We start from the raw sequence: 26,337 nt of genomic DNA, 5'->3' as shown, positions 1-26,337 counted from the left end.
TCACACTGTTATTTTTACATCATCATATATGGATTCATGTCGATCGAAATCATCAATTGCTTTTGTTCAATATCTCGTTTGTAATGATCCATAATGTTTTTAAGCAACGATGTAAGCTGGTTTTCCTGTTTGTATTTTATCACGCATTGATAGCGATATCTATCTTTGATCCTGGCGATCGGCGATGCGACTGGGCCGAGAATCTTCGCCTCGCTTGAAATGTTCTTTTTTAAATAGTTGGCGATTTTTTCAGTCACGAGCGCCGCCTTCGTCACTTCTTCGTGCGATACGCTGACGAGCGCCAAATAATAATAGGGAGGATAGGCCTGTTCCCTTCTGTGCAGCATCTCCTGCCGGAAGAACGTTTCATAATCGTGCGTTTTCGTGAGCTGAATGCTGTAATGGGACGGGGTGTACGTCTGAATGATCACCTTGCCCGGCTTTTCGTGGCGCCCCGCTCTTCCGCTCACCTGTGTCATCAGCTGGAACGTTTTTTCAGCGGCTCTGAAATCGGGGATGTGCAGCATCGTATCCGCGCTCAAAACACCGACGAGCGTGACGTTTTCAAAATCGAGCCCTTTGGCGATCATCTGTGTTCCGAGCAGAATATCGGCTTCACCTTTGCCAAAGGATGTGAGCAGCTTTTCATGCGCTCCTTTTCTCGAGGTTGTATCGACGTCCATGCGGATCACCCTTGCAGCCGGCAGTACCTTCGTCAATTCTTCTTCGACCCGCTGTGTGCCTGTGCCAAAGTAGCGGATATGCTCGCTTCCGCATTCGGGGCAGCTTGACGGCATGCCGGTTTCATAGCCGCAGTAATGGCACTTCAGACGCTGTCCATACCTGTGGTACGTCAACGAGATTTCGCAATGAGGGCACTGGATGACATATCCGCAGTCCCTGCACATGACAAATGAGGAATATCCCCTTTTGTTTAAAAACAGAACGGCCTGCTCTCCTTTTTCAAGGGTTTCCTCAAGTCCGGCCATTAAGTCTTTGGAAAACATCGAGCGGTTTCCGCTGCGCAGTTCCTCCCTCATATCGACGAGAGACACGTCAGGCATGACTTGGTGATTGACGCGGTGCTTGAGAGAAAGAAGCTTGTACACGCCTTTTTTCGCCCTTGCGAACGATTCGAGCGTCGGCGTCGCACTGCCGAGGACGACAGGACAGCGGTGGTATTCGGCCCTTTGAATCGCCGCTTCTTTCGCATGGTATCTCGGCATCTCTTCCTGCTTGTACGATGTTTCGTGCTCTTCATCGATAATAATCATGCCGAGATTTTCAAACGGCGCGAAAATCGCCGAGCGCGCCCCGACGACAAGCCGGACTTCTTTGCGGTGGATTTTCCGCCATTCATCATATTTTTCTCCTGTTGAAAGCCCGCTGTGCAGGACGGCTACCTGTGAGCCAAAGCGGCCTTTAAAGCGGTTGACCATCTGCGGCGTCAGCGAAATTTCCGGAACGAGAACGATCGCTTCTTTGCCGGCTTCCAGCACCTTTTCGATCGATTGCAGATAGACTTCCGTTTTTCCGCTTCCAGTCACTCCGTGAAGAAGAAACACATCGTGCCGCTTGTCTTCGATCGCCTCTGCTATCGCCTCATAGGCCTGCGCCTGCTCTTCAGTCAGCGGAAGCGGTTCGGTTTTTTTGAACATTCTGTCCTGATAAGGATCCCTGTAAACCTCCTCTTCGCTTTCCTTTAACAGCCCCTTGTCGATCAGCGCTTTTACGGACGCGGAAGAGCCTCCCGTTTTGCCGATCAGCTCTTTTGCCGGAACAGCACCGGATTCTTTGCGGTCGATGAAAAACTGAAGGACCGCTTTTTGTTTGACAGCTTGCGGGGAGAGGCTGTCAAGCGCTTCTTTTAAATGTTCTTTCGCACAAAGGGGAGCGATCATTCTCCGCGTTTTTTTGTTTGTTTTCTGCTTTACTTTATAGGCCACTTCAAGGTTGCCCTCTTGAACCTGGCGCTGAATCAGCTTTAATGTCCCATGGTCATCTATATCGGAATAAGAAAGTGTTTCTTTTTGCAAAAACAGGGTTTTAAGCGGTTCGGGAAGCGGCTTATCACCGATCACCTTGATTTCTTTGCCGTATTTTGCTTTCATAGCCGCGGGGAGCATCGCCTGAAGAGCCGTAATTTTAAAAGAAAGTGTTTTTTCTGTCAGCCAATCTGACAGCTCAAGCAGCTCCTCCGTCAAAACGGGCGTCAGATCAAGGATATCCTCGATATCCTTAACCGAACGGCCGGCGAGCTCAGACGATTCTTTCACGCCGGTGACAAATCCCTGGATTTTGCGGGCGCCGAACGGAACAATCACGCGCATCCCTTTTTTAATCATCCCTTTGAATTTGTCAGGAATGCGGTAGTCAAACGGTCTGTCGATATTTTTGGTTGTAACATCGACGATCACTTCAGCGAAATTCATGAGGACGTTCCGCTCCGGCCGGCAAGCTCAGCGGCTTCCTTCAAGACTTCGGCGGCAACCTCCCGTTTTGACATCAGAGGGTGCGCCGTCTTTTTGCCGTCTCGGTGAAACACCGTCACGATGTTGGTTTCCGTTCCAAAACCGGCCCCTTCGGCCGTGATATTGTTGGCGACAATCAGATCGAGATTTTTTTTCTCCAGCTTTTGTTTGGCATAGTCTTCGACGTGCTGCGTTTCAGCTGCAAAGCCGACCAAGACTTGCTTTGTTTTCCGTTCTCCCAGCGCTTTTAAAATATCCTTCGTCCGCTCAAGCTCAATGACGAGACCGCCGTCCTTTTTCTTCATTTTTTGATCGTAAATATGCTTTGGCCTGTAATCAGCGACAGCTGCCGTTTTGATGACGATGTCGCTCTCATCGAAAACAGATAAAGCCGCTTGATACATATCTTCTGCAGACTGAACATGAATAACATCAACTCCTGCGGGATCATCAAGCGATGTCGGGCCGGCAATCAGCGTTACGCGCGCTCCCATTTTCGCCGCTTCCTCAGCGAAAGCATAGCCCATTTTCCCTGTCGAACGGTTGGAGAAAAAGCGGACGGGATCGATTTGTTCTCTTGTCGGGCCCGCTGTAATTAAGACACGCTTTCCTTCAAGCAAACCGCTGTTTTCGTTTGAAAAATACGACTCGGCCAACTGGACGATCCGTTCGGGCTCTTCAAGTCTGCCTTTGCCGATATAGCCGCACGCAAGGTAGCCTTCACTCGGCTCGATAAACCGGCAGCCGTCTTTGTAAAGAACGCTAATGTTCCGCTGAACGGCCGGGTGGTCGTACATATGGACGTTCATGGCCGGAGCGATCCAAACCGGCGCAGTCGTCGCTAAAAGCGTCGTCGTCAGCATGTCATCGGCAATGCCTGAAGCGAGTTTTCCGATCACATTGGCCGTTGCCGGAGCAACGATCACAAGATCAGCCCAATCCGCGGCATCGATATGGGCGATGACACGGGGATTCGGTTCTTCAAACGTGTTGGTATATACTTCATTGCGCGAAAGCGCTTGAAAGGTGAGCGGAGACACAAATTCACAGGCGGATTTTGTCATGATGACTTTCACATTGGCTCCTGCCTGTACGAGCTTGCTCGTCAAGGCGGCCGCTTTGTATACTGCGATTCCTCCGCTTACTCCCAGCAGGATGTTGCGATTTTTCAGCATCGTTTTTTCTCCCCCTTATGTTCTGTTCGCCGGCCCTGAAAAAAATAACAACCTAGTGTATAGGTTGCTATTTTTAAGGCTATTAGCGATTTTCCTTTTCGAATGTAAGCAGTCCGGCATCAATTTCTTCCAGCGCTTTGCCTACAAATTTATGCGACTTCGGATTTTCGATCTGCGCGTCTTTGTTGATCTGCATTTCGCGCGCGCGTCGGGCCGATACGGTAACGAGCGTGTATTTTGAATCCAGTTTATTCATTAAAGAGTCAATTGACGGATCTAGCATAATTATTCAACCTCCAGCATTTTCTTATATCTTGGAGCAACGCGGTCGCGCCGTAAATGTTCGGCGAGAACGATTGCTTTGATTCTTTCGCACGCAAGCTCAATGCTGTCATTTTCGACAACATAATCGTAGGCGTCCATCAGTTCGATTTCTTCCTTCGCCGCTTTCATCCGGTTTTCGATCAGGGCTTCTGTTTCTGTCCCTCTTGTGACAATCCGGTTTTTCAATTCGGCGAGACTCGGAGGCGCCAAAAAGATAAACAGGCCTTCAGGAAATGCCTTTCTGACTTGCAGCGCACCTTGGACTTCAATTTCGAGAAAAACGTCCCTGCCGCTTTCAAGGGTCTGTTCGACGTAGTCAACGGGTGTTCCGTAATAGTTGCCGACATATTCGGCCCATTCGAGCAGCTTGTTGTTCTCGATCATCTCTTCGAACTCTTCGCGCGTCTTAAAAAAGTAGTCGACGCCGTCTCTTTCGCCTTGCCGCGGTTTTCTTGTCGTCACCGAAATCGAATATTCAAATTTTGTGTCCTCCTGAGCAAACAGCGCCTGCCTGACTGTTCCTTTTCCGACGCCGGAAGGGCCGGAGAGAACGATTAATAAACCTCTTTCTTTCATAAAGCTCTTATCCCTGCCCTTCATCCATAATTTCTTCTTTAACGGAAAGCCTTTGTGCTACTGTCTCAGGCTGGACGGCAGATAAGATGATATGGTCACTGTCCATAATGACAACCGCACGGGTTCTTCTTCCATATGTAGCATCTATAAGCATGCCGCGGTCTCTGGCATCCTGGATCATCCGCTTAATAGGCGCGGACTCCGGACTCACAATCGAGATCAGCCGATTCGCGGATATGATATTACCAAAGCCGATATTGATCAGTTTAATCGTCATCCTATACGTTCCCCCTGTACTTGGACGTCTCTAGTTTAACCTGCAGAGAACATCCGTAAACAATACGCACAATCGCTATTCTATATTTTGCACTTGTTCTTTTATTTTTTCAATAGAGCTTTTCATTTCGACCACATGTTTTGTGATCTGGTGATCATTCGCTTTTGAACCGATCGTGTTCGCTTCACGGTTCAGCTCCTGGACGAGGAAGTCGAGCTTTCTCCCCGCGGCCCCGCCCGCTTCGCAAATATCGCGGAACTGGCGGAAATGGCTTTTCAGCCTCGTCACTTCTTCCGTGATATCCGATCGGTCTGCAAACAGTGCGACTTCCGTCAGCAGACGGCTTTCATCGAGACCGTCTGTTGACCATTCTTCAAGGCGCGCCTCAAGGCGTTCCCGATAGTGGCCGACGACCTTGGGAGCAAGCTCTGCAATGTCGTCTGTCAGCTTTTCAAGCCTTTCAATATGCTGAAGGCAGTCATCCTTCAGCCTCAGCCCTTCTGCTTCGCGCATGCTGCATAATTCAAGAACGGCAGCCTCGACCGCTTCAAGAAGGACTTCTTCAAGCTTGTCGTTTTGGATCGTCTCTTCTTCAACTTGGATGACATGGTCAAACTGAAAGGCGTCTTGAAGCGTGATCTCTCCTGAAAGCCGGCAGCGCTCTTTCATTTCGCGCGCGGCTTTCTGGTACTCCTCAAGCAGCGGCCAGTCAACCTGGATTTTCCGGGTGACCAGAGCCTCGTCGTCAACGGACACGAACAGCTCCAGCCGCCCCCTTTGTATATGTTTAAAAATCGTTTGCTTTATTTTGTCTTCTAAATAGAGCAAAGGTCTTGGCATGCGTGCGTTTACTTCTTTAAACCGATAGTTGACAGATTTCAGCTCAACAGCTGCTGTCAGCCCATCCTTCGTTTTGCTCGCGCTGCCGAAACCGGTCATACTCCGTATCATAAAACACACCCAATTCCGTATAAGTGAAAAAGACTTCTTTGATTTAAATTTACGCAAGATGAAAAGGCAATAGAAACCTCTATTACCTTTAAGATTATATCATACAAGCCTATTTTTTTCTTGTCAAAAGTGACCCGGCCAATAAAAAAGTTGGAATCGCCGACATTCCGACAATCAGGAGCCAGTCTGCCATTAAAATCGGAACCGTATGGAAAATCGGCTGCAGCGGCGGATAATAAATAACGACAAGCATTAAAAGAATCGAAGACAATACTGCGCCGAGCAAATAAATGTTTTCAAACGGATTGCGGTCAAAGATAGACCGCTCGCTCCGGCAGTCGAACACATGGATCAGCTGTGCAAGGACGAGCGTTGCAAAAGCGACCGTCTGAGCATACTCAAGCGCTTCCGGGTTGCGATTGTAAATGAACATAAACGCCCCGAGTGTGGCAATTCCGATTAAAAAGCCGCGCGATACGACCTTCCAGCCGAGCCCCCTTGCAAACACGCCTTCTTTCGGACTTCGCGGCTTCCTCTGCATCACATCGTCTTCAGGCTGATCCATGCCGAGCGCCATGGCAGGCAGGCCGTCCGTCACAAGGTTGACCCATAGAATCTGTATCGGAACAAGCGGCAGCGGCAGAGCGAGCAGCATCGCAAACAGCATGACCAAAATTTCGCCGACATTGGATGCGAGCAAATATCTGATGAACTTTCTAATATTTTCATAGATATTGCGTCCTTCCTTGATGGCCGATTTAATCGTCGCAAAATTATCATCGACAAGAATGAGCGATGATGCCTCCTTGGCAACATCCGTTCCCGTAATCCCCATCGAAATGCCGATATCCGCCTGTTTAATCGCAGGGGCATCATTGACTCCGTCTCCAGTCATGGCGACGATGTGGCCGTTTTCCTGGTAGGCGGTCACGATCTTCAGCTTATGTTCGGGCGACACCCTTGCAAACACGTAAACATCGTCAACAATTTCCGCCAATTCTTCCTGCGAGAGCTCGTTCAGCATCTGGCCGTCCACGACCTTTCCGCGCGGCGGCAATAACCCGAGATCTTTTGCGATGGCTGTTGCCGTTATCACATGATCGCCGGTGATCATCACTGTTTTGATCCCCGCTTCCCGGCACTCTTTAATCGCTGTTTTCACTTCGGGCCGCGGCGGATCGATCATCCCTAACAGCCCGATGAAAGTTAAGCCTGACTCCGCTTTTTCGAGCGAGAGATTTTCTGTTTCTTTGATCGGTTTATACGCGACAGCAATCGTCCTCAGCGCTTGGGACGCAAGCGTTTCCAGCGCCGCGCTTGTTTCGGCGAGTCTTGCCTTTGTGAAGATTTCGCGCTTTTCGTCCGTCAGCGTATGCGACGAACGCTTCATCAATACATCAGGCGCGCCCTTTGTGATGACAAAGCGCTTGCCGCTCTTATCTTCCGCAATGACAGACATCATTTTCCGCGTCGAATCAAACGGAAACTCCTCGATGATTTTAAAATGTTCGTCAACATATCTGTCCGTAAAACCCGCTTTTCGTGCTGCCGTCAGCAAAGCGCCTTCGGTGGGATCGCCGTCAAGACGAAACTCCCCGTCTTTTTCGATAATCGAAGATGAATTGCATAATGCGCCGAACAGAAGGACCTGTTGGAGCGGTTTATGATGCCTGGCTTGCACGTCGCGCCCGTTCATGGTGAAGGAGCCTTCGGGTTCGTAGCCGATCCCTGACACGTTCCACGTTTTCCCGCCTGACCAGACATGGGTGACCGTCATTTTGTTCTGCGTCATCGTCCCGGTTTTATCGGAGCAAATTATGGACGCGCAGCCGAGCGTCTCAACAGCGGGGAGCTTTCTGACGATCGACTTTTGCCTGATCATCCGCTGTACGCCGAGAGACAGAGCGACCGTGACAATGGCCGGCAGCCCTTCAGGTATGGCAGCGACGGCAAGGGAAACGCCCGCTAAAAACATGCTGTATAGGTCATGCCCCTGGATGACTCCGGCAGCAACGACAAGCAGCGTCAGGAACAAAGCGGCGACAATCAAAATTTTGCCGAGCTCTTCAAGCCTTCTTTGCAGCGGGGTCGCCGTATTCCCGGCAGATTCGAGCATATCGGCGATTTTTCCCATCGCAGAGTTCATTCCCGTGCCGATAACGACGCCGGTGCCGCTCCCCCTTGTGACCAACGTTCCCATGAAAGCCATATTCTTCAGATCGCCCAGCGATACGTCGGACGCCTGAAAAGCTTCTGCCTGTTTAGACACGGGAAGCGATTCACCCGTAAGAGCCGATTCTTCTATTTCAAGGCTCTTTGTCTCGACAAGCCTGAGATCGGCGCCGATTCTGTCTCCGCTTGCAAAACGGACAACATCTCCCGGAACGAGCTCTTTGGAAGGGATCTTTACCCATTCCCCCTCCCGGAGCACAGCCACTTGAGGAGCCGACAGTTCCTTCAAAGCCTCGAGCGATCTTTCCGCTCGTCTCTCCTGAAAGAAGCCGAGAATGCCGTTTACAAAGATGATCGCAATGATCGCGATGGCGTCAATATACTCCCCGAGGAAACCAGAGATCAACGTGGCCGCAAGCAAAACAAGAACCATGAAGTCCTTGAATTGAGAAAAAAACAGTGCGATCGCCGATGTTTTTTCCCCTTCCTGAAGTTCGTTTGTTCCGTGTCTTTCCAGCCGCTTTTCGGCCTCTTTTTCTGTTAAACCTTTGCCGATGGACGTTTTTGTTATGTTTAACAATTCGGTTTGTCCCATCTCGTGCCATTTCATTGAATCGTCCACTCCTCCTGCCCTAAAGGTTGCTCTTGGTATATCCATCTCTATAAGTCAATTTATTCAGACTCGTCCCAAATCATGCTATAATTATTGAATAGACGCTTTACGAAGAGGATTAACGAGAAAAGGGAGTTTTTCATATGTCTTTTGACGGCATTTTTACATACGGAATGATCGAAGAATTAAATGAAACGATTCGAGGCGGACGAATCGCAAAAATCCACCAGCCGTTTAAGCACGAGCTGGTGTTTCATATCAGAGCGAACGGGCAGAACCGCAAATTGCTGCTCTCCGCCCACCCGAGTTATGCGCGGGTTCACCTGACAAACGAAACCTATGACAACCCGAGCACCCCTCCGATGTTCTGCATGCTCCTCCGGAAGCATCTGGAAGGCGGCTTTATCGACCGAGTCGAGCAAGTCGGCATGGACAGAATGATGGTCTTTCATATCAGGAGCCGGAACGAAATCGGCGACACGCTGACAAGAAAGCTGATGGTTGAAATCATGGGAAGGCACAGCAACATCGTGTTAACCGACGGAGAAAAAGATGTCATCATCGACAGTTTGAAGCACCTGTCACCTTCGGTGAACAGCTACCGCACCGTGCTTCCGGGATACGATTACATTCTCCCTCCCGCCCAGAACAAATTGTCACCGCTGGAAGCGGAAACTGAAGATATTCTCCGCCATTTGAATTTCCAGGAAGGCAAACTGGACAGGCAGATCGTCGATACCTTTTCCGGCGTCTCGCCTCTGTTTGCGAAAGAAGCCGTCTTTCGCGCGGGCCTTGCCAACAGGGCGACACTGCCAAACGTCTTGACAGAGATGTTCAGCGAAATCAAAAACCGGCGTTTTCAGCCCCAGCTTATCACGACAGAAGATGGAAAAGAATATTTTTACCTTCTTGAGCTGACCCATATAAAAGGCGATAACAGACCCTTTCATACGCTGAGCGAACTTCTTGACCGCTACTATTTCGGAAAAGCGGAGCGGGACCGCGTCAAACAGCAGGCTCATGATTTAGAGCGTTTCGCGGCAAACGAAAAGAAAAAGAACGAAAACAAAATCAAAAAGCTGAAAAAAACGCTTGAGCAGTCCGAACACGCGAAGGATTTTCAGCTGTACGGAGAGCTGTTGACAGCGAACCTGTACCAGCTGAAAAAAGGAGACAAAGCGGCGAGAGTCATCAACTACTATGATGAAAACGGCGGAGAAATCACGATACCGCTCAATCCGAATAAAACGCCTTCCGAAAACGCGCAAAGCTATTTTACAAAATATCAAAAAGCGAAAAATTCGGTGGAAGTCGTGAAGGAGCAGATCAGATTAGCAGAAGAGGAAATCGCTTATTTCGACCAGCTGATTCAGCAGCTTTCGTCTGCCTCTCCGAAAGATATAACCGAAATCCGCGAAGAGCTCGCCGAAGGAAAGTATTTGCGGGCCAAACAGCAAGGAGGCCAGAAAAAACAGAAGAAACAGGCGCCGACGCTCGAAACATACGAATCCAGCGCAGGAGAAACGATTCTCGTCGGCAAAAACAACAAGCAGAACGAATATTTGACGATGAAACTTGCCGCCCGCGACCACATCTGGCTTCACACGAAAGATATTCCGGGGTCGCACGTCGTCATCCAATCGAGCGATCCGGACGAGCAAACCATCCTTGAAGCAGCGCAGATCGCTGCCTATTACAGCAAAGCGAAAAACTCGGCTTCGGTTCCTGTCGACTATACAAAAATACGCCATGTCAAAAAGCCGAATGGCGCAAAGCCCGGTTTTGTCACCTACGACAGCCAGCAAACCGTTTTTGTAACACCTGACGAAGACCTGATCATCAAGCTGAAAAAATAATGCTAAAAGGCCTGAACCTCACTGGTTCAGGCCTCTTCTTTTACGGAGAAGCTCGTCGATCTCTTGGACAAGCTCATCATCGATCAAATCTTCAATCTGTCCGGCCAGTTTGATCGTGTGACGCGGGCTGGCTCCGTTTGTCGAGACGGATATGGTGATGTTTCCTCTGTTGATTATTTTCGGAACATATACATTTCCAAGCTCCGCTTCACTCGCAACATTAACAAGCTGATCAGGAGCAGCTGATGCGGCGATCCGCTTGTTCACCTCGTGATCATCGGTCGCGAGAATGATCAGAAATGCATCCTTGAAATCGACGGGTTCCGCTTTTTTCTTCTTCCATTCGATGCCGTGCTCTTTGATCAATCCGAGCATCTCTTCTGATGCTTCGGGGCTGATGACGGTTGCAGACGCACGTTCTGCCAGCACCGTTTTCAGACGCCGCGCCGCGATCTCCCCCCCGCCTGCAATGACTGCGGATTTGCCTTTGATGTTAATGTGAAGCGGCAGCATCTGATGCTCCTGTAAAATCAAAGCGGCCGGCTTTGTTGATAACCGCTTCCTCAACGCGGTGCAAAAAGGCGTTTTTCACATGAGGGTGGAAGCCGAGGTAATCCGTCAGCACGACGTCCGGATTGGTTTCTTTCAGCTTGGCGGTTTCCCTTTCAATCTCGTTCATCAGCATACCGGTAAACAGCAAATACGGTACGATAAATGTCGTTTTTCCGTCCCGTTCTTTAAGCTGTTTAAACACATCCAGATAGTGCGGTTCACAGGCTGTCATAAAGCAGGGAATGACCTCGTCAACGGGCGCGAGGTCTCTCAGCCGCTCGCAAATGTCATTGACATCCCGTTTGACATCCGGATCAGAGCTCCCCCTTCCGATCACCACGACTCTTGCATGTTCATATGGCGTCCCCGTTTCTTCGATCCTTGTAAAAACCGCTTTGACGACTTCCTGATCGACGCCGATCGGCTTTCCGTAAGTGACGCTGACGGAAGGATACTGCGAAGAAGCGCGGGCAAGCTCCTCAGGGATGTCCCTTTTGGCATGCGCGGCTGTCAAGAGGAGAAGCGGCACAGCCGCGATATGCGTCGCGCCCTTTTCCACACACGCTTTAAAACCGGTTTCGATATCCGGTGCCGCCAGTTCCAAAAAAGAAATTTCCTGAATGGGGGCGGACATGGTTTCTTTGCAGCACACCAAAAAAGCGGCTGCCTCTGTTTGAGCTCTTTTCAGACGGCTCCCGTGGCCGATATATAAAATCGCTTGTTTCATATTAAAGCGCCTCGCTTAATGCCGGATCTTTCAGCTCGGGTTCAAACCAGCTTAACTGTGAGCTGAATTGAACGACATCCCCGATGACAATCAGGCTCGGGTTTTCAATTTTTTCGCTTTCGACTGTACCTGCAAGCGTTTCAACCGTGCAAAGCACCGTTTTTTGTTTGTCCGTCGTTCCCCAATGAATGAAAGCGGCAGGGGTAGACGGATCTCTGCCGTTTTCGATCAGAAGCCTTTCAATTTGCTTCACGTTTTTAATCCCCATATAAATGACAAGCGTATCGATCCCTGTGGCTAGCGCTTTCCACTTCTCTTCAAAATGTTCATCTTTTTGATAATGTCCTGTCACGAAAGCGACGTTTGAACTCGCTTCCCGGTGTGTCACTGGAATGCCCGCATAAGCAGCGGCGGCAATCCCCGAGGTGATTCCCGGCACGATTTCATAAGCAACTCCGTGTTCAGCGAGGGTTTGCGCTTCCTCGCCGCCTCTGCCGAATACGAAAGGATCGCCGCCTTTCAGCCTGACAACGATTTTCCCTTTTTTCGCATACTTGACGAGAAAATGATTGATCGTTTCCTGCTTCATCATGTGGTAGTCCGGAAGCTTTCCGCAGTAGATGAGATCCGCTCCCTCCTTGGCGTGCTGTAAAATCTGTTTATTCACAAGCCTGTCATACAAAATGACATCGGCTGTCTGGATGGCTTTTAAAGCTTTGATCGTCAGTAAATCGGGGTCTCCAGGACCTGCCCCAACGATATATACTTTCCCCATCTTAGATCTCCCCCCGATCTGATCAACGTCTTCTTCAATCATTATAAATCATAAAGAAAGCGTTTGGTGCCTGAAAATATCACAAAAACCAAACGTTTTCTTTATGAAATAGGAAAGTGCATGTGCAGCACTTTCCTATTTCACCCGCATTTTATTTCGTTTGATCTTTCACGTATTGGACGAGCTGATTTTTGCACTCTTCCCGATTATGTGCGCCTGTATCAAGGACTAGCTCAGGCGTTTCAGGCTCTTCATAAGGCGAATCGATCCCCGTGAAAAATGGAATTTCTCCGTTTCTCGCTTTTTTATACAAGCCTTTCGGGTCGCGCTCCTCGCACGTCGCCAAATCGCATTTCACATAGACTTCATGAAACTCATCTTCCTCGACGAGCTGTCTGACAAGCCCGCGGTCTTCTTTAAAAGGGGAAATGAACGCCGTAATGACGATCGTCCCCTGTTCGACAAAGAGCTTCGCGACCTCGCCGATCCGGCGGATGTTTTCCTTCCGGTCTTCATCGGAAAACCCGAGGTCCTTGTTCAGTCCGTGCCTGACGTTGTCGCCGTCGAGCACCGTGACCTGGTAGCCTTGTTCAAACAACTCACGCGCTGCGGCATTGGCAATTGTTGATTTTCCTGAACCGCTCAAGCCCGTCAGCCAAACGATCGAGCTTTTATGTTTATTTTTCTCATGATATTCCCGTTTTGTAATGGACGCTTCATGCCAGACAATATCTTTATTTACCAAGAGATGCTCCCCCTTAAGAAACCCCGGCCGTTAAGCCTTTGATTAATGTTTGAATGACTTCTGGACGGCTGAATGTGCTCGGCGGGAACTCGCCGTTTCTCAGCATGCCCCTCACCTTTGTGCCGGACAAAATGACATGATGTTCTTTGCTGTGAGGGCACGTTTTCGCCGTAGCCATTGAACCGCAGACATTGCAGTAGAAGCTGTGTTCGAATTTCAGCGGCGTAATGCCGATCTCTTCCGGCGCGAACTGATCGAACAGTTCCTGCGCTTCATATGTGCCGTAGTAATCGCCGACTCCGGCATGGTCTCTTCCGACGATAAAATGCGTACATCCGTAGTTCTTTCTGACAAGCGCATGGAAGATTGCTTCCTTCGGCCCCGCATAGCGCATCGCCGCCGGAAAAACGCCGAGAAAGACGCGGTCTTTTGGATAGTAGCCGTCAAGCAGCACCTGATAGCTTTCCATGCGGACATCAGCCGGAATATCGTCTGATTTTGTTTCCCCGACGAGCGGATTGAGGAAAAGACCGTCTACCGTCTCGAGCGCCGTTTTTTGAATGTATTCGTGCGCTCTGTGAACCGGATTTCTCGTCTGGAATCCGACGATCGTTTTCCAGCCGAGTTCTGCGAATTTTTTTCTTGTTTCCAGAGGTTCGAATGTGTGGGCCGGGAATTGCTTTACACTCCGTTTAATGAGAGTGATCGGCCCGCCCACATAAACGCTGCCGCGGTCAAACAATTTTTTGACGCCCGGATGCTCGAGTTCGTCGGTTTTATAGATATTGACGGCTTCCGTTTTCTTGTCCGGCGTATAGATGTCTTCGATCTCGATGACGCCGTATGTTTCCCCATTATAGGTGAGGCGGACGGTGTCCCCCGCTTTTAAGCTTGAAGCTTTTTGCTCGTCAACAGGCAGAGCGATCGGAAGCGTCCATACTTCGCCGCTTGACAGTCTCATATTTTCGACAACGGACAGATAGTCTTTCTCTGTCATAAAGCCTTGGATCGGGCTGTACGCTCCGATTCCGATCAGCTCCAAATCTGAAAAAGCCATTAAATCCAGTTCAATTTCCTGTGCGATATGTTGAAAATCGTATGCTTCATTGACGCGGTTAACCAATACACCGCCGTGTGGTGCTAAACTCATAAACTTGTTTCCCCCTACTTTGTGTTTAAATTCCTCCGCCTTGTTCATGGACGGAGCTGTGCTCTTTTTTGACTGCTCTCATCAGGCTGATCGTCCCGACAGATGCCAGAAGGACGCTTGTGACGACGATGAGAGCATAATAGTCTCCTTTTAATAAAAGGCTGACCAGCATATAAGACAAGCATAATGAAAGGAACGGCGAGACGACCCATACTTTCAGCATCGTTTTGACCACTTGTTTATGAAAGACATTGCCGCCGTTTTTTGCCATTCCCATCCCTATAATAGAAGATGATGTGACTTGCGCAAGCGGAACCGGCAAACCGAAAATCGAACTGATGATGACAAGCCCGGCTCCTGTTCCGGAAAGGATGATCCCCTCTCCTTTTGAAAATTTCGTTATTTTTTTGCCGTTTGTTTCAAGAACGCGCCTGCCCAGTAAAAGGGCGCCCAGCGCGACAAACAGTCCGCCGTAGAGCGTTCCTTCCCCGACTGTCAAAACATGCGCCGCCACCAGAGGTCCGACAGCATTTGCGACATTGTTCATGCCTGCTGAGAAGGCTTCAAAAAACCCGGTGATCAACAGAATGACCGCCAAAACCTTTGCTTTCTTTCCCGAGGCTGGACGTTTGATCGTTTTTTTCATGATGTTTGCCATCGCAAATGTAAAGGTAAAAGCGACGATTGGTACAACGACCCAAAATGAGACGATGACAAGCAAAGATTTCACATATAAAACCTGGTAAGCAACACCTACTCCGACAACAGATCCGACCGTCACTTCACTTGTCGAAAGCGGGATGCCGAGTACATTTGCGATAAAGAGCGACAGTGCCGCCGAGCCGATAATAATGCAGACGATTTCAAGCGAAATCACCCGTTCGGGAATGATGCCTGAGCTGATCGTTTTCACGACGTTTCCTCCGCCGATGACGGCGCCCGAGAGAACGCCTGCTGCACAGATTATTAGTGCGTGAAACTTCTTTTTGACGGCTTCAGATCCATAGGCGATTCCCATTGAAGCAGCTGCACCGCTCGCTCCGATATTCATCGCAAAAAACATGCTAAATAAAATGGCGGCAAGTTCCATGACTCATCTCCTTACTCGTGTAATCCGCATTCTGTTTTAGCCGATCCGTTCCAGCGGCCTGATCGAAGATCATCCATTGTAAAGGCCGGAGAGGTGCACGGAGCGCAGCCGATGCTCGGGTAGCCTTGATCATGAAGCGGATTATACGGGAGATCGTGCTTTGTCACATATCTCCAAATATCCTTCCACGTCCAATGAATGAGCGGACAAACTTTGATAGACTTGAATTTTTCATCTTTGTTCAAAAAATTCGTTTTGCTCCGCCCGGGCGATTGCTCGCGGCGCAGGCCCGACAGCCACGCCGGGTAGCCTGAAAGCGTCTCGCGGAGAGGAATGACCTTCCTCATTTCACAGCAGGAATTCGGAGCGGTCTTCCATAGTTCGTCCCCATATTCTTTCGCCTGCTCTTCGACGGTAAGCTCCGGTGTTTTCATGATAATCTGAAGGCCTGGATATCGTTCTTTGACAGCGTCGATCGTTTCATACGTTTCTTTAAAATGAAATCCCGTATCAAGGAAAACGATGACCGCATCTTTTTTCACCTTATAAATCAAATCGATCAGGACGATTCCCTCAATTCCGAAGCTGCACGCATATACAAGCTGATTTCCGTAATGTCCGTACGCCCATTTCAAGACGGACAGCGCTCCTTTATAAGAGTCATCTTCCTGAAAAGAGATATTTGGTTCTTCCCATGTGCTGTAAGTAAAAATTTTCGGTTCCCCCTTTTTTCGCCAACAAAAAAACGGCTTCCAGCAGAAAAAAACTGTGAAAACCGCCTCTAGTTTGTCTAGTCAGCTATTTCAATCTTATTTTTTCATTTTTTTCGATTTGAATGACTTTGCCGTCCTGAACAACGAATGTGATCGATCCGTAATTCATGTCTTTCAGCATGTCTTTCATTTTGATGATCACCTTTTCAAGCTGTTCATCTGTCTTCACTTCTAGCTCCTCCTCTGCCCCTAAAAATTAAAATCTTTCTTCCAAATTTGAAAGAAAGACGAGGAACTCCGCTATTCCTTATCTCTCAAAATGAGGGCATTTTGCTGGAAGTAGCACCTTACGCTTCACACGCAGGTTGCCGGGTTTCATCGGACCAGTCCCTCCACCGCTCTTGATAAGTTTGCTTTTGTTATTTTAAAATTTTAGCACAATTCGAACAAAAGTCAACCCGACTTTTTTTATAGGATTAATAAAAAATAAAAATAATCCGATTTTACTATTTTTAAATCTGCAAAAAGACGCAAAAAAAGCCGTTCTCCCATTAGGAGAATACGGCTTTTTTCATTAATCCATCCAAGACTTGCTTTCAGGATCCGCTTTCCATTCTTTCAGTTTGGCGGCATCCTGTTCAGTAATATATCCACCGGCAAGCGCAGCCTCGGTCAGCGTATCGTAATCAGTCAGCGTGTGGTATTCAACGCCTGCTTCGCTGAAGGCGGCGGCGGCTTTTGGAAGCCCGTAAGTGAAAATGGCGGCGACGCCGAGCACTTCACATCCCGCCTCTGTGAGGGCGGCGGCGGCTTCAAGAACGCTTCCTCCCGTTGAAATTAAATCTTCGATCACAACGACTTTCTGTCCTTTTACAACGGCCCCTTCAATTTGGTTTCCTTTGCCGTGCGCCTTCGGTTTGCTTCTGACGTAGCACATCGGCAGGCTCAGCCTGTCAGCGGCAAGCGCGGCATGAGGGATTCCCGCGGTCGCTGTACCGGCGATCATCTCGGCTCCGGGAAATTTGTCTTGAATCAGTCCGGCAAGCCCTGAAGCGATATCATCTCTTACTTCCGGATATGAAAGCGTCAAACGGTTGTCGCAGTAGATGGGCGACAGAATGCCGCTCGCCCATGTAAACGGTTCGTTCGGGCGCAGGAAAACCGCTTTGATTTTTAATAAATGGTTTGCAATGTCTGTTTTCATGCCTTGGTTCCCTCCCACTCATGTCCTATTCTTCTGTAGGCTGACACAGGATCTTCCGCCTGGGTAATCGAACGGCCGACAACGATCGCCGACACGCCTTTTTCCCTTGCGTAGCCAGGCGTCGCCACCCGGACCTGGTCGTTGTTTTTGTCATCTGCCATGCGAATTCCGGGTGTCACGGTCAGAAAATCTACAGACACAGCCCGGTAAATGTGTTCGGCTTCATGAACGGAGCAGACGACGCCGTCAAGACCGCTTTCTTCAGCCAGCCGGCTGTAGTGGACAACTGTATCGAGAAGCGGCGTTTCAATCAGGAGCTCACGCTGAAGCATTTCTGAGGACGTGCTTGTCAGCTGAGTCACGGCAATTAATGAAGGGCGTTTTTGGCCTGCCGGAGTCCCCGCTTCAAGGCCTTCAAGCGCCGACTCCATCATTTGCTTTCCGCCTGCTGCGTGCACATTGACAAGACTGACGCCAAATCCCGCCAGCCTTTTCATCGCCTTGTATACGGTCGTTGGAATGTCGTGGCACTTTAGATCGAGGAAAATGCGGCAGCCGCGCTCCTGCAGATTTTCAAGGATGGCAGGTCCTTCCTGATAAAAAAGCTCCATGCCCACCTTAACGAACAGCTCTTCTCCTTGAAACCGGTCCAAAAACGCATATGTTTCCTGTGCTGATGCAAAATCAAGCGCGATGATGGGCGGCGTATTGTTCATCCTTCCAGCTCCTTCCGATACACTCGTTCAACGAACGGTATCCGTATTTTTCTAAAACGCGCGGCAAATCGTCGATGATGTCGGGACAAGCAAACGGATTAACGAAGTTTGCCGTGCCGACGGCGACTGCGCTCGCACCCGCCAGCAAAAACTCAAGCACATCTTCGGCTGACTGGACGCCGCCCATGCCGATGATCGGAATGCTGACCTTTTGGCTGACTTCATGCACCATTCTGATGGCCACCGGTTTAACGGCAGGTCCTGATAATCCGCCGGTTTTGTTCGCCAAAATCGGCTTTCCCGTTTTTAAGTCGAGCCGCATCCCGATCAGCGTGTTGATCATCGTCAAACCGTCCGCTCCCGCTTCTTCTATGGCAAGAGCGATGTCGGTAATGTTCGCGACGTTCGGCGACAGCTTCACATAGACGGGGACGCTCGCAACCTCTTTCACCGCTTTCGTCAGCTCGCCGGCCATTTCCGGCTGCGTGCCGAAGGCGATGCCTCCGGTTTTCACATTGGGACAGGAAATATTCAGCTCGAGCGCATGAACGTTTGGCGCTTTGCTGATTTCTTCAGCCACCTCAACATAATCCTCGATCTGCGAGCCGGCGACATTGGCGATAATCGGTGTATCGAACTGTTCGAGCCACGGCAATTCGCGTTCCATGACAGCCTTTAAACCCGGATTTTGCAGGCCGATGGCATTAAGCATGCCGGCTTGCGTCTCGGCGACGCGCGGCGTCGGATTCCCGAAGCGCGGCTCGCTCGTCGTCGCTTTAATCATGATCGCACCGAGACGCGAAAGATCGTAAAAGTTCGCAAATTCTCTCCCGAATCCGAAGCAGCCTGAGGCCGGCATGATCGGATTTTTCAATTGAAGGCCCGGCAAATTGATTTCAAGCATCATAACAGCACCTCCTGGGCTTTGAAAACAGGACCGTCAAGGCATACCTTCACATAAGACGTTTCGCTTTCTTCCGTATGGCAGACACAGGCAAAGCAAGCGCCGATCCCGCATCCCATGCGCTCCTCCATTGACAGATATACCTCTTTATCCGGATAGCGCTGTTTTAAAGCTTTCAGCATCGGCGTCGGTCCGCAGGCCATTATGCAGTCAAACTGAAGCCCCTCGTTTTCAATGACATCTGTAACAAATCCCTTTGAACCGCGGGTGCCGTCTGCGGTTGCCACATACACCCGGCCGAAACGGCTGAATTCCTGTTCGTAAAAGACATCTTTTGCAGAAGCAAATCCTAACACATGGATCGCGTGCACCCCTCTGTTTGTCAGCTGTTTGCTCAGCTCGTAAAGCGGCGGAACACCGATCCCTCCTCCGACGAGAAGAGCCGTTTTCCCCTGTTCAAGCGATTCAGCCGGAAAACCGTTGCCGAGCGGACCGAGAACATCGAGCTGATCTCCTTCCTGTTTTAAAGAAAGGAGTCTCGTTCCTTCCCCATCTTTGCGAAAGATGATGGTCACCTGCCGGGCGGCTTTGTTGATATCAGCGATGCTGATCGGCCGCCTCAAAAGCGGCGTGAGGGAGTCTGAGACCTTGATGTGAAGGAACTGGCCGGGAGCGCCGCAAACTTCGGCAATCTCCCCTTCAAGCACCATTTGATAAATATGATCCGCGATGCACTTGTTTGAACGGACTGTCATATACCCTTTTCTCATCTGACGGCCGCCTTTTGGGCGATTTTAATCGCCGGCATATGATCGGCGCGGAAGCTCATGCTTTCAAGCACCCGCAAAATCGCTTCCGCCGTATCAAGGGATGTCAGGCAGGCAACGCCGTTTTCAACGGATTCGCGTCTGATTCTGAAGCCGTCCCTTGCCGGCTGCTTCCCTTTTGTCAGCGTATTGACGACGAACTGCGCCTCCCCGTTTCGAATGACATCAAGGAGATTTGTACCTTCTTCGCCGATTTTCCCGACGGTTTTAACAGGTACGGATGCATCTCTTAAATAGCCTGCCGTTCCTTCCGTAGCCAAGATTTTATAGCCGATCGCATGGAACCGCTTGGCGATCAACAGCCCTTCCTCTTTATCTTTATCAGCAACTGTCAGGAGAACAGAGCCGTAGTTCGGAATTTGAATGCCTGAAGCGATCAGTCCTTTATATAGCGCTTTTTCCAATGTGCTGTCTTTGCCCATGACTTCCCCGGTCGATTTCATTTCCGGTCCGAGCGTGATATCCACTCTTCTAAGCTTCGCAAACGAGAAGACCGGCACTTTCACATATACGCCTTCCTGCTCTTTTTGGAGGCCTTCTGTATAGCCCATATCGGCAAGCTTCCCTCCGAGAATCACCTTTGTTGCGAGATTGGCCATCGGAATGCCGGTGATTTTGCTGAGAAACGGCACCGTTCGGCTCGATCTCGGGTTGACTTCAAGGACGTAAACCTCATCTTTTGAAAGGACAAACTGAATGTTGAGCAGGCCGACGATGTTTAAGCCCTTTGCTAGCTTAATCGTGTATGCTTCAAGCTTTTTCTTGATGTCCTCTGAAAGGGATTGCGGCGGGTAAACGGCAATCGAATCCCCCGAGTGGACGCCCGCCCGTTCGATGTGCTCCATAATCCCCGGAATGACGACCGTTTCACCGTCAGAAATGGCATCCACTTCTATTTCTTTTCCGGTCAAATATTTATCGATCAGGACAGGGTGCTGCGGATTGATTTTTACTGCATTTTCCATATAATGGAGAAGCTCTGCTTCATGGTAGACGATCTCCATCGCACGTCCGCCGAGTACATACGATGGGCGGACAAGCACCGGATAGCCGATATTGGCTGCGATTTCAACGGCGCCTTCCACAGATGTCGCCGTTTTTCCAAGCGGCTGGGGTACCTGCAGCATTTCAAGCGTCTGTTCGAACTTGTCGCGGTCCTCGGCGCGGTCCAAATCTTCAAGGGATGTTCCGAGAATGGCGACGCCCCTTTCTGCGAGCTCGTCGGCAAGGTTGATCGCAGTCTGTCCGCCAAACTGAACGACGACGCCTTTCGGCTGCTCCAAATCGATGATATGCATGACATCTTCAACAGTAAGCGGCTCAAAGTAGAGCTTGTCGGATATGCTGAAGTCTGTTGAAACCGTCTCAGGATTGTTGTTGATAATAATGGCTTCATAGCCGGCTTCTTTAATCGCCCAGACCGAATGCACGGTCGCATAGTCGAATTCGACCCCCTGGCCGATCCGGATCGGACCGGAGCCAAGAACGATGACGCTGTTTTTGTCCGTTCTGACCGATTCGTTTTCTTCTTCATACGTGCTGTAGAAATACGGCGTCTCCGATTCAAATTCGGCCGCGCATGTATCAACCATTTTATAAACAGGCGTGATGCCTGCTTCTTTTCTAAGATCATAAAGCTTTCGTTCAGGCATCTCCCAGAGAAGGCTGATAAAGCGGTCTGAAAAGCCGAGCTCTTTCGCTTCTTTTAAAAGGCCGAGGTCGCCGCGTCCGGCTTTCAGCTTCTCTTCAAAGCGGATGATTCCCTCAAGCTTGTGGAGGAAGAACAGGTCAATTGCCGAAAATTCGTGGAGGTCGCTGACTGTGTATCCTCTTCTGAACGCTTCGGCCAGGTAAAAGAGCCGTTCGTCTCCCGCTTTTTTAATCCGTTTTTCAAGCACTTCATTCGAGATCTCACCGGCATCTTTCAGTTCCAGATGGTAGACATCCGCTTCAAGAGAACGGACCGCTTTCAGGAGAGATTCCTCCCACGTTCTTCCGATCGCCATCACTTCGCCTGTCGCTTTCATCTGCGTGCCGAGCCTGCGGTTTGCTGATTCAAATTTGTCAAACGGCCAGCGCGGTATTTTTGACACAACATAGTCGAGTGCAGGTTCGAAAGACGCGTACGTTTTTCCTGTAACAGGATTCATCATTTCGTCAAGAGACAAACCGACAGCGATTTTTGCGGCAAGCTTTGCGATTGGATAGCCCGTCGCTTTTGAGGCAAGCGCAGAAGAACGGCTGACCCGCGGGTTAACCTCGATGATGTAGTACTGAAAGCTGTCCGGGTCAAGCGCCAGCTGAACATTACAGCCGCCTTCGATTTCAAGCGCGCGGATGATTTTCAGCGAGACATTGCGAAGCATTTGGTATTCGCGGTCGCTCAGCGTTTGGCTCGGTGCTACAACGATGCTGTCCCCGGTATGAATCCCGACCGGATCGATGTTTTCCATATTGCAGACGACGATCGCATGGTCGCTCGAGTCTCTCATGACTTCATACTCGATTTCTTTGTAGCCGGCGATGCTCTTTTCAAGCAGGCATTGATGAACCGGGCTCATTTTTAAGCCGTTTTCAACGATTTCCTTCAGCTCGTCTTCGTTTGAGCAGATGCCTCCGCCTGTTCCGCCAAGCGTGTATGCCGGCCTGACGATGACGGGGAAACCGATGCGCTCGACAAACTCGCGCGCTTCGCCGAGCGAGTGGATGATCTCGCTTTCCGGAACAGGCTCATTCAACTCATTCATCAAGCTTCTGAACAAATCGCGGTCCTCCGCTTTTTGGATCGCCGCCAATTTCGTGCCGAGCACTTCGACGCCGCACTCAGCCAAGATGCCGTGCTCTGACAGTTCGACCGCCAAGTTGAGGCCCGTCTGCCCGCCCAATGTCGGCAATATGGCGTCCGGCCGCTCTTTGCGGATGATCCGTGTTAAGAATTCAAGCGTCAGCGGTTCGATATACACGCGGTCGGCCATTTCCGTATCCGTCATGATCGTCGCCGGATTCGAGTTGACGAGAATAACTTCATAGCCTTCTTCTTTTAAAGCGAGGCAGGCCTGTGTGCCTGCATAATCAAATTCCGCCGCCTGCCCGATAATAATCGGCCCCGATCCGATCACCAAAATCTTTTTGATATCTACGCGTTTAGGCATACCGCTTCCCCTTCTTTCTCTGTGGTTTCAATCATGTCTAAAAATTGATCAAATAAATGGTTTGCGTCTTCCGGCCCCGGTGAAGCTTCAGGATGGTATTGAACCGTAAAAGCCGGTTCGTGTTTATGTTTAAGCCCTTCGATTGTGTCGTCGTTTATCGCCACATGGGTCACTTCAAGCGGCGTGTTTTCAACAGACGATACGGTATAGCCGTGGTTTTGAGCCGTAATTGATACTCTGCCGGTTTCAAGCTCTTTAACCGGATGGTTGGAACCGCGGTGTCCGAACTTCATTTTCTCCGTCTTTGCTCCACAGGCGAGGGCAAACAGCTGATGGCCGAGACAGATGCCGAACAGCGGAACCTTGCCGAGAATGTTTTGGATCATCGCAATCGCTTCCGGTACGTCCGTTGGATCTCCGGGTCCGTTTGACAGCATTACGCCGTCAGGCTTCAGCTGCATCACTTCTTCTGCCGTTATATTGTGGGGAACGACGATCACATCGCATTTGCGCTTGTTCAGCTCCCTTAAGATGCCGTGTTTCATTCCGAAATCGACGAGCACGATTCGCTTCCCTCTCCCAGGGCTCGGATATGCCGTTTTTGTTGATACTTGGCTGACCTGATCGGTCGGAAGGTTCGTTTCTTTCAGCTTTTGAACCAAAGCCCCAGCATCTTCTTCAGGGCCGGCAAATACCCCTTTCAGCGTACCTGCCGTTCTGATCATTCTTGTCAGCTTTCTCGTGTCTATCCCTGAGAGTCCCGGGATGTTTTTCATTTTTAAATATTCATCAAGTGTATAAGCAGAGCGCCAGTTTGATGGAAGTTGACATAATTCCTTTACGATAAACCCTTTTACATAAGGGGTGATGGATTCAAAGTCGTCTCTGTTGATCCCGTAGTTCCCGATCAAAGGGTAGGTCAGGGTGACAATTTGTCCGCAGTATGACGGGTCTGAGAGGATTTCCTGATAGCCTGTCATCCCCGTGTTGAAGACGACTTCTCCCATGGTGTTTTCCAGGCTGCCGAATGCTTCCCCTTCAAAAATCGTTCCGTTTTCTAATATAAGACGTCTTTTCATTTTACAAGTCTCCCCTCTTGGTAAACGAGTTTTCCCTTTGCCATTGTCATAGCCGGCCAGCCGAAGCAGCTGATGCCGTCAAACGGCGTGTTTTTCCCTTTAGAAAGAAAGGTGCTTTTATCAATTTTTTCTTCGCGTTCAAGATCAATGAGCGTAATATCCGCGGACCGTCCGGCTTCAAGCTTCCCGTACGGCAGCCCGAACGCCTCGCAAGGTTTGACCGTCATATAATCGTGCAGCTGTTTCAGCGTCCATTTGCCTGTTTTGACAAAGTGCGTGTAAAGGAGCGGAAAAGCCGTCTCCAAGCCGACAATTCCAAAAGGCGCAAGGCTCATTGTCTGTTGTTTTTCTTCTTCTGTATGCGGGGCATGATCCGTTGCGATAAAATCAATTGTTCCGTCTCTAAGCCCCTCAAGGAGCGCTTCCCTGTCTTCCGGACTTCTAAGCGGCGGATTCATTTTATAATTCGTATCAAGGCCGGGAATGTCGCTGTCTGAAAGGAGCAGATGGTGCGGCGTCACTTCCGCCGTCACGCGGATTCCCGCTTTTTTGGCGTCGCGGACGACCCTGACCGATTCCTTCGTGCTGATATGACAGACGTGGTAATGGCAGCCTGCCGCTTCGGCAAGAAGCACATCCCTTGCGATGTGAACCGCTTCGCACACCGAAGGAATCCCGTTTAAACCGTTGGCTTTGGCAAATTCCCCATCGTGTACACTGCCGCCGTAGATCAGTGAATTGTCTTCACAGTGAGCGACGATCGCTTTATTAATCGAAGCCGCTTTTTTCATCGCTTCATACATCATCCCCGCCGTTTGAACGCCGACGCCGTCATCGGTAAACGCGAACGCGCCGGCGTCTTTCAGCCCTTCGAAATCGGTCATTTCCCGACCTGTTTGCCTGATGGTGATTGAAGCATACGGCAGCACTCTCACTGATGCCGTTTCGTCAATGCGGTTGACAAGCCACTCCATCTGCTCTTTCGTATCGGGGACAGGCCGGGTATTCGGCATTGCGGCGACAGTTGTAAACCCGCCTCTCGCTGCGGCTTTTGCACCTGTTTCGATCGTTTCTTTCTTCTCGCCGCCCGGCTCTCTGAAGTGAACGTGAAGGTCAACAAGCCCTGGCGAGACGAAAAGTCCATCCGCATCGATGACCGTTTCCCCCGAAGCGGCCTCAAGGCTTCCGATCTCGCTGATTGCATCGCCTTCAACCCTGATATCGCGCTGTACTTTTTCGCCTTTTTCGTCGAGCATGAAGCCGTTTTTAATTAAATAAGACATAAGCCTGATCTCCCCTTTTTTTGTTTTCGCCGTTTAGAAGCGCTCTTTTTAAAACCGCCATTCTGATATATACTCCGTTTTCCATTTGTTTGAAAATCCTCGACCGGCCGGATTCGACCAGTGCACTGTCAATCTCGACGCCTCGGTTGACAGGTGCGGGGTGCATGATGACCGCGTCTTTTTTCAAGAGCTCCGCCCGCTTGAGCGACAATCCGAATGTTTCGAGATAATCGCGTTCTGCCGCCTTTTTCTCATGCCGTTCGTGCTGAATCCGGAGAAGCATCACGACATCCGAATGTGCAACCGCTTCGTCAGGCGACACATATGTCCCGTATGGATTGTCTTCATCCCGCCATTCGTCTGGACCTGAGAAAAGAACCTTTGCTCCGAGTCTTGTCAGCACTTCGGCATTGGACCTTGCCACTCTGCTGTGCTTGATATCTCCGTGTATGGATACCGTCAGTCCGGCAAATCTGCCCCATTCCTCGTGAATCGTCATCAAATCGAGCAAAGACTGAGTGGGATGCTGACCGCAGCCGTCTCCGGCATTGATCACCGGAATGCCGACATGTCCGATGAGTTCATCGTAATAATGATCATGAGAGTGTCTGATCACACATACATCAGCGCCGATGGATTCGAGGGTCTTGACGGTATCGTACAACGATTCTCCTTTTTGTACGCTCGTTGAAACACCGTCCAGGTTCAACACATTCATGCCGAGTTTCTTTTCAGCCACTTCGAAGCTGAAGCGCGTTCTTGTGCTCGGTTCAAAAAACAGGTTGGCAGCGAACTTTCCGGAGAGAACGGAATCGGACTTGCCTTTTTTCAGCTCTCTCGCCTCTTCAATCAGCTCGTGAATATCCTCAAGACTAAGCTCATTCATTGCGGTCAAGTGTTTCATTTTTTCTCCCCCTCAGGCTTAATTTCCCGTAAAAAAACCCCAGGCCATAACGGCTTGGGGTACAGTGAATCAGAGAATGCGCTTTTTTGCACTTCTCTCTC

Annotated in this window: 24 protein-coding genes and 1 riboswitch; of the genes, 1 reads left to right on the top strand and 23 read right to left on the bottom strand. The window is 50.0% G+C overall.

What is annotated here, in order from left to right; genetic code table 11:
• Nucleotides 1–14: 14 nt before the first annotated feature.
• The 7 genes from priA to KI350_RS04510 all read right to left on the bottom strand — a co-directional run bounded on the left by priA (nucleotide 15) and on the right by KI350_RS04510 (nucleotide 8,556).
• Nucleotides 15–2,432 carry a primosomal protein N' gene (gene priA, locus KI350_RS04540; protein WP_020451346.1) on the bottom strand — a complete coding sequence of 806 codons (2,418 nt, stop codon included), beginning with the start codon at nucleotides 2,430–2,432 and terminating at the stop codon, nucleotides 15–17.
• A complete protein-coding gene (coaBC, locus tag KI350_RS04535) occupies nucleotides 2,429–3,646 on the bottom strand; it encodes a bifunctional phosphopantothenoylcysteine decarboxylase/phosphopantothenate--cysteine ligase CoaBC (protein ID WP_023857227.1) in 1,218 nt (405 codons plus the stop codon). The genes priA and coaBC overlap by 4 nt, the downstream gene beginning before the upstream one ends.
• 82 nt (nucleotides 3,647–3,728) lie before the next feature.
• Nucleotides 3,729–3,929 (bottom strand): DNA-directed RNA polymerase subunit omega, encoded by a 201-nt coding sequence (rpoZ, locus tag KI350_RS04530; protein WP_020451344.1) that lies wholly within the window; start codon nucleotides 3,927–3,929, stop codon nucleotides 3,729–3,731.
• A 2-nt stretch (nucleotides 3,930–3,931) separates the two neighbouring features.
• Complete coding sequence (gene gmk / locus KI350_RS04525) at nucleotides 3,932–4,546, bottom strand: guanylate kinase (RefSeq protein WP_003181659.1); 615 nt, start codon at nucleotides 4,544–4,546, stop codon at nucleotides 3,932–3,934.
• Between the two features lie 7 nt (nucleotides 4,547–4,553).
• On the bottom strand, nucleotides 4,554–4,823 hold the full coding sequence (gene remA / locus KI350_RS04520; RefSeq protein ID WP_003181657.1) for an extracellular matrix/biofilm regulator RemA: 270 nt from the start codon (nucleotides 4,821–4,823) through the stop codon (nucleotides 4,554–4,556).
• Between the two features lie 75 nt (nucleotides 4,824–4,898).
• Nucleotides 4,899–5,774: a YicC/YloC family endoribonuclease gene (locus KI350_RS04515; RefSeq protein WP_020451343.1), complete on the bottom strand. Its 876-nt coding sequence runs from the start codon at nucleotides 5,772–5,774 to the stop codon at nucleotides 4,899–4,901.
• Nucleotides 5,775–5,883: 109 nt separating this feature from the next.
• Nucleotides 5,884–8,556 carry a calcium-translocating P-type ATPase, SERCA-type gene (locus KI350_RS04510; RefSeq protein ID WP_020451342.1) on the bottom strand — a complete coding sequence of 891 codons (2,673 nt, stop codon included), beginning with the start codon at nucleotides 8,554–8,556 and terminating at the stop codon, nucleotides 5,884–5,886.
• A gap of 146 nt (nucleotides 8,557–8,702) precedes the next feature.
• On the opposite strand from KI350_RS04510, the gene KI350_RS04505 reads away from it, so the two are divergent.
• Nucleotides 8,703–10,415, top strand: coding sequence for an Rqc2 family fibronectin-binding protein (locus KI350_RS04505; RefSeq protein WP_023857230.1), 1,713 nt, complete (start codon nucleotides 8,703–8,705; stop codon nucleotides 10,413–10,415).
• A gap of 18 nt (nucleotides 10,416–10,433) precedes the next feature.
• On the opposite strand, the gene KI350_RS04500 is transcribed toward KI350_RS04505, so the two are convergent.
• The 16 genes from KI350_RS04500 to KI350_RS04425 form a co-directional block, all read right to left on the bottom strand.
• Nucleotides 10,434–10,928, bottom strand: coding sequence for a precorrin-2 dehydrogenase/sirohydrochlorin ferrochelatase family protein (locus tag KI350_RS04500; protein WP_079289136.1), 495 nt, complete (start codon nucleotides 10,926–10,928; stop codon nucleotides 10,434–10,436).
• Nucleotides 10,909–11,694: a sirohydrochlorin chelatase gene (locus KI350_RS04495; RefSeq protein ID WP_023857232.1), complete on the bottom strand. Its 786-nt coding sequence runs from the start codon at nucleotides 11,692–11,694 to the stop codon at nucleotides 10,909–10,911. The genes KI350_RS04500 and KI350_RS04495 overlap by 20 nt, the downstream gene beginning before the upstream one ends.
• Before the next feature lies 1 nt (nucleotide 11,695).
• Nucleotides 11,696–12,469 carry a uroporphyrinogen-III C-methyltransferase gene (gene cobA / locus KI350_RS04490; RefSeq protein WP_020451338.1) on the bottom strand — a complete coding sequence of 258 codons (774 nt, stop codon included), beginning with the start codon at nucleotides 12,467–12,469 and terminating at the stop codon, nucleotides 11,696–11,698.
• A gap of 151 nt (nucleotides 12,470–12,620) precedes the next feature.
• A complete protein-coding gene (gene cysC / locus KI350_RS04485) occupies nucleotides 12,621–13,214 on the bottom strand; it encodes an adenylyl-sulfate kinase (protein ID WP_020451337.1) in 594 nt (197 codons plus the stop codon).
• Between the two features lie 13 nt (nucleotides 13,215–13,227).
• Nucleotides 13,228–14,364, bottom strand: coding sequence for a sulfate adenylyltransferase (gene sat, locus KI350_RS04480; protein WP_020451336.1), 1,137 nt, complete (start codon nucleotides 14,362–14,364; stop codon nucleotides 13,228–13,230).
• Nucleotides 14,365–14,389: 25 nt separating this feature from the next.
• Nucleotides 14,390–15,454, bottom strand: coding sequence for a sulfate permease (locus KI350_RS04475; protein ID WP_079289137.1), 1,065 nt, complete (start codon nucleotides 15,452–15,454; stop codon nucleotides 14,390–14,392).
• An 11-nt stretch (nucleotides 15,455–15,465) separates the two neighbouring features.
• On the bottom strand, nucleotides 15,466–16,167 hold the full coding sequence (locus KI350_RS04470) for a phosphoadenylyl-sulfate reductase (protein WP_023857233.1): 702 nt from the start codon (nucleotides 16,165–16,167) through the stop codon (nucleotides 15,466–15,468).
• 85 nt (nucleotides 16,168–16,252) lie between these two features.
• Nucleotides 16,253–16,369: a YezD family protein gene (locus KI350_RS04465; RefSeq protein WP_369878884.1), complete on the bottom strand. Its 117-nt coding sequence runs from the start codon at nucleotides 16,367–16,369 to the stop codon at nucleotides 16,253–16,255.
• Between the two features lie 102 nt (nucleotides 16,370–16,471).
• Nucleotides 16,472–16,578: riboswitch (SAM riboswitch) on the bottom strand.
• 163 nt (nucleotides 16,579–16,741) lie between these two features.
• On the bottom strand, nucleotides 16,742–17,371 hold the full coding sequence (pyrE, locus tag KI350_RS04460; protein WP_306420062.1) for an orotate phosphoribosyltransferase: 630 nt from the start codon (nucleotides 17,369–17,371) through the stop codon (nucleotides 16,742–16,744).
• Nucleotides 17,368–18,087, bottom strand: a complete 720-nt coding sequence (gene pyrF, locus KI350_RS04455) for an orotidine-5'-phosphate decarboxylase (RefSeq protein WP_003181630.1) — start codon at nucleotides 18,085–18,087, stop codon at nucleotides 17,368–17,370. The genes pyrE and pyrF overlap by 4 nt, the downstream gene beginning before the upstream one ends.
• The gene (locus KI350_RS04450) at nucleotides 18,056–18,991 is read right to left on the bottom strand and encodes a dihydroorotate dehydrogenase (RefSeq protein ID WP_011197965.1); all 936 of its coding nucleotides are present in this window, start codon (nucleotides 18,989–18,991) and stop codon (nucleotides 18,056–18,058) included. The genes pyrF and KI350_RS04450 overlap by 32 nt, the downstream gene beginning before the upstream one ends.
• Nucleotides 18,991–19,761, bottom strand: a complete 771-nt coding sequence (locus KI350_RS04445; protein ID WP_003181626.1) for a dihydroorotate dehydrogenase electron transfer subunit — start codon at nucleotides 19,759–19,761, stop codon at nucleotides 18,991–18,993. The genes KI350_RS04450 and KI350_RS04445 overlap by 1 nt, the downstream gene beginning before the upstream one ends.
• Entirely contained in the window at nucleotides 19,758–22,970 is a 3,213-nt protein-coding gene (gene carB / locus KI350_RS04440) for a carbamoyl-phosphate synthase large subunit (RefSeq protein ID WP_212930444.1), read from the bottom strand. Before carB ends, KI350_RS04445 begins: the two co-directional genes overlap by 4 nt.
• On the bottom strand, nucleotides 22,955–24,049 hold the full coding sequence (locus KI350_RS04435) for a carbamoyl phosphate synthase small subunit (protein WP_003181622.1): 1,095 nt from the start codon (nucleotides 24,047–24,049) through the stop codon (nucleotides 22,955–22,957). Before KI350_RS04435 ends, carB begins: the two co-directional genes overlap by 16 nt.
• Nucleotides 24,046–25,332, bottom strand: coding sequence for a dihydroorotase (locus KI350_RS04430; RefSeq protein ID WP_003181620.1), 1,287 nt, complete (start codon nucleotides 25,330–25,332; stop codon nucleotides 24,046–24,048). The genes KI350_RS04435 and KI350_RS04430 overlap by 4 nt, the downstream gene beginning before the upstream one ends.
• Entirely contained in the window at nucleotides 25,316–26,236 is a 921-nt protein-coding gene (locus KI350_RS04425; RefSeq protein ID WP_003181618.1) for an aspartate carbamoyltransferase catalytic subunit, read from the bottom strand. Before KI350_RS04425 ends, KI350_RS04430 begins: the two co-directional genes overlap by 17 nt.
• Between the last annotated feature and the right edge of the window lie 101 nt (nucleotides 26,237–26,337).

The sequence above is a fragment of the Bacillus sp. J41TS8 genome (genome assembly GCF_018333035.1).
GTDB lineage: Bacteria > Bacillota > Bacilli > Bacillales > Bacillaceae > Bacillus > Bacillus paralicheniformis.
Note: the sequence above shows the minus strand (reverse complement) of the source record. Positions and strands in the feature narration are given on the sequence as shown.

What these genes read in the sequence shown, in the direction of transcription:
- priA (WP_020451346.1), bottom strand. Translation starts at nt 2,432, where the DNA reads ATGAATTTCGCTGAAGTGATCGTCGATGTTACAACCAAAAATATCGAC.
- coaBC (WP_023857227.1), bottom strand. Translation starts at nt 3,646, where the DNA reads ATGCTGAAAAATCGCAACATCCTGCTGGGAGTAAGCGGAGGAATCGCA.
- rpoZ (WP_020451344.1), bottom strand. Translation starts at nt 3,929, where the DNA reads ATGCTAGATCCGTCAATTGACTCTTTAATGAATAAACTGGATTCAAAA.
- gmk (WP_003181659.1), bottom strand. Translation starts at nt 4,546, where the DNA reads ATGAAAGAAAGAGGTTTATTAATCGTTCTCTCCGGCCCTTCCGGCGTC.
- remA (WP_003181657.1), bottom strand. Translation starts at nt 4,823, where the DNA reads ATGACGATTAAACTGATCAATATCGGCTTTGGTAATATCATATCCGCG.
- KI350_RS04515 (WP_020451343.1), bottom strand. Translation starts at nt 5,774, where the DNA reads ATGATACGGAGTATGACCGGTTTCGGCAGCGCGAGCAAAACGAAGGAT.
- KI350_RS04510 (WP_020451342.1), bottom strand. Translation starts at nt 8,556, where the DNA reads ATGAAATGGCACGAGATGGGACAAACCGAATTGTTAAACATAACAAAA.
- KI350_RS04505 (WP_023857230.1), top strand. Translation starts at nt 8,703, where the DNA reads ATGTCTTTTGACGGCATTTTTACATACGGAATGATCGAAGAATTAAAT.
- KI350_RS04500 (WP_079289136.1), bottom strand. Translation starts at nt 10,928, where the DNA reads ATGCTGCCGCTTCACATTAACATCAAAGGCAAATCCGCAGTCATTGCA.
- KI350_RS04495 (WP_023857232.1), bottom strand. Translation starts at nt 11,694, where the DNA reads ATGAAACAAGCGATTTTATATATCGGCCACGGGAGCCGTCTGAAAAGA.
- cobA (WP_020451338.1), bottom strand. Translation starts at nt 12,469, where the DNA reads ATGGGGAAAGTATATATCGTTGGGGCAGGTCCTGGAGACCCCGATTTA.
- sat (WP_020451336.1), bottom strand. Translation starts at nt 14,364, where the DNA reads ATGAGTTTAGCACCACACGGCGGTGTATTGGTTAACCGCGTCAATGAA.
- KI350_RS04475 (WP_079289137.1), bottom strand. Translation starts at nt 15,454, where the DNA reads ATGGAACTTGCCGCCATTTTATTTAGCATGTTTTTTGCGATGAATATC.
- pyrE (WP_306420062.1), bottom strand. Translation starts at nt 17,371, where the DNA reads ATGAAAACAGACATTGCAAACCATTTATTAAAAATCAAAGCGGTTTTC.
- pyrF (WP_003181630.1), bottom strand. Translation starts at nt 18,087, where the DNA reads ATGAACAATACGCCGCCCATCATCGCGCTTGATTTTGCATCAGCACAG.
- KI350_RS04450 (WP_011197965.1), bottom strand. Translation starts at nt 18,991, where the DNA reads ATGCTTGAAATCAATTTGCCGGGCCTTCAATTGAAAAATCCGATCATG.
- KI350_RS04445 (WP_003181626.1), bottom strand. Translation starts at nt 19,761, where the DNA reads ATGAGAAAAGGGTATATGACAGTCCGTTCAAACAAGTGCATCGCGGAT.
- carB (WP_212930444.1), bottom strand. Translation starts at nt 22,970, where the DNA reads ATGCCTAAACGCGTAGATATCAAAAAGATTTTGGTGATCGGATCGGGG.
- KI350_RS04435 (WP_003181622.1), bottom strand. Translation starts at nt 24,049, where the DNA reads ATGAAAAGACGTCTTATATTAGAAAACGGAACGATTTTTGAAGGGGAA.
- KI350_RS04430 (WP_003181620.1), bottom strand. Translation starts at nt 25,332, where the DNA reads ATGTCTTATTTAATTAAAAACGGCTTCATGCTCGACGAAAAAGGCGAA.
- KI350_RS04425 (WP_003181618.1), bottom strand. Translation starts at nt 26,236, where the DNA reads ATGAAACACTTGACCGCAATGAATGAGCTTAGTCTTGAGGATATTCAC.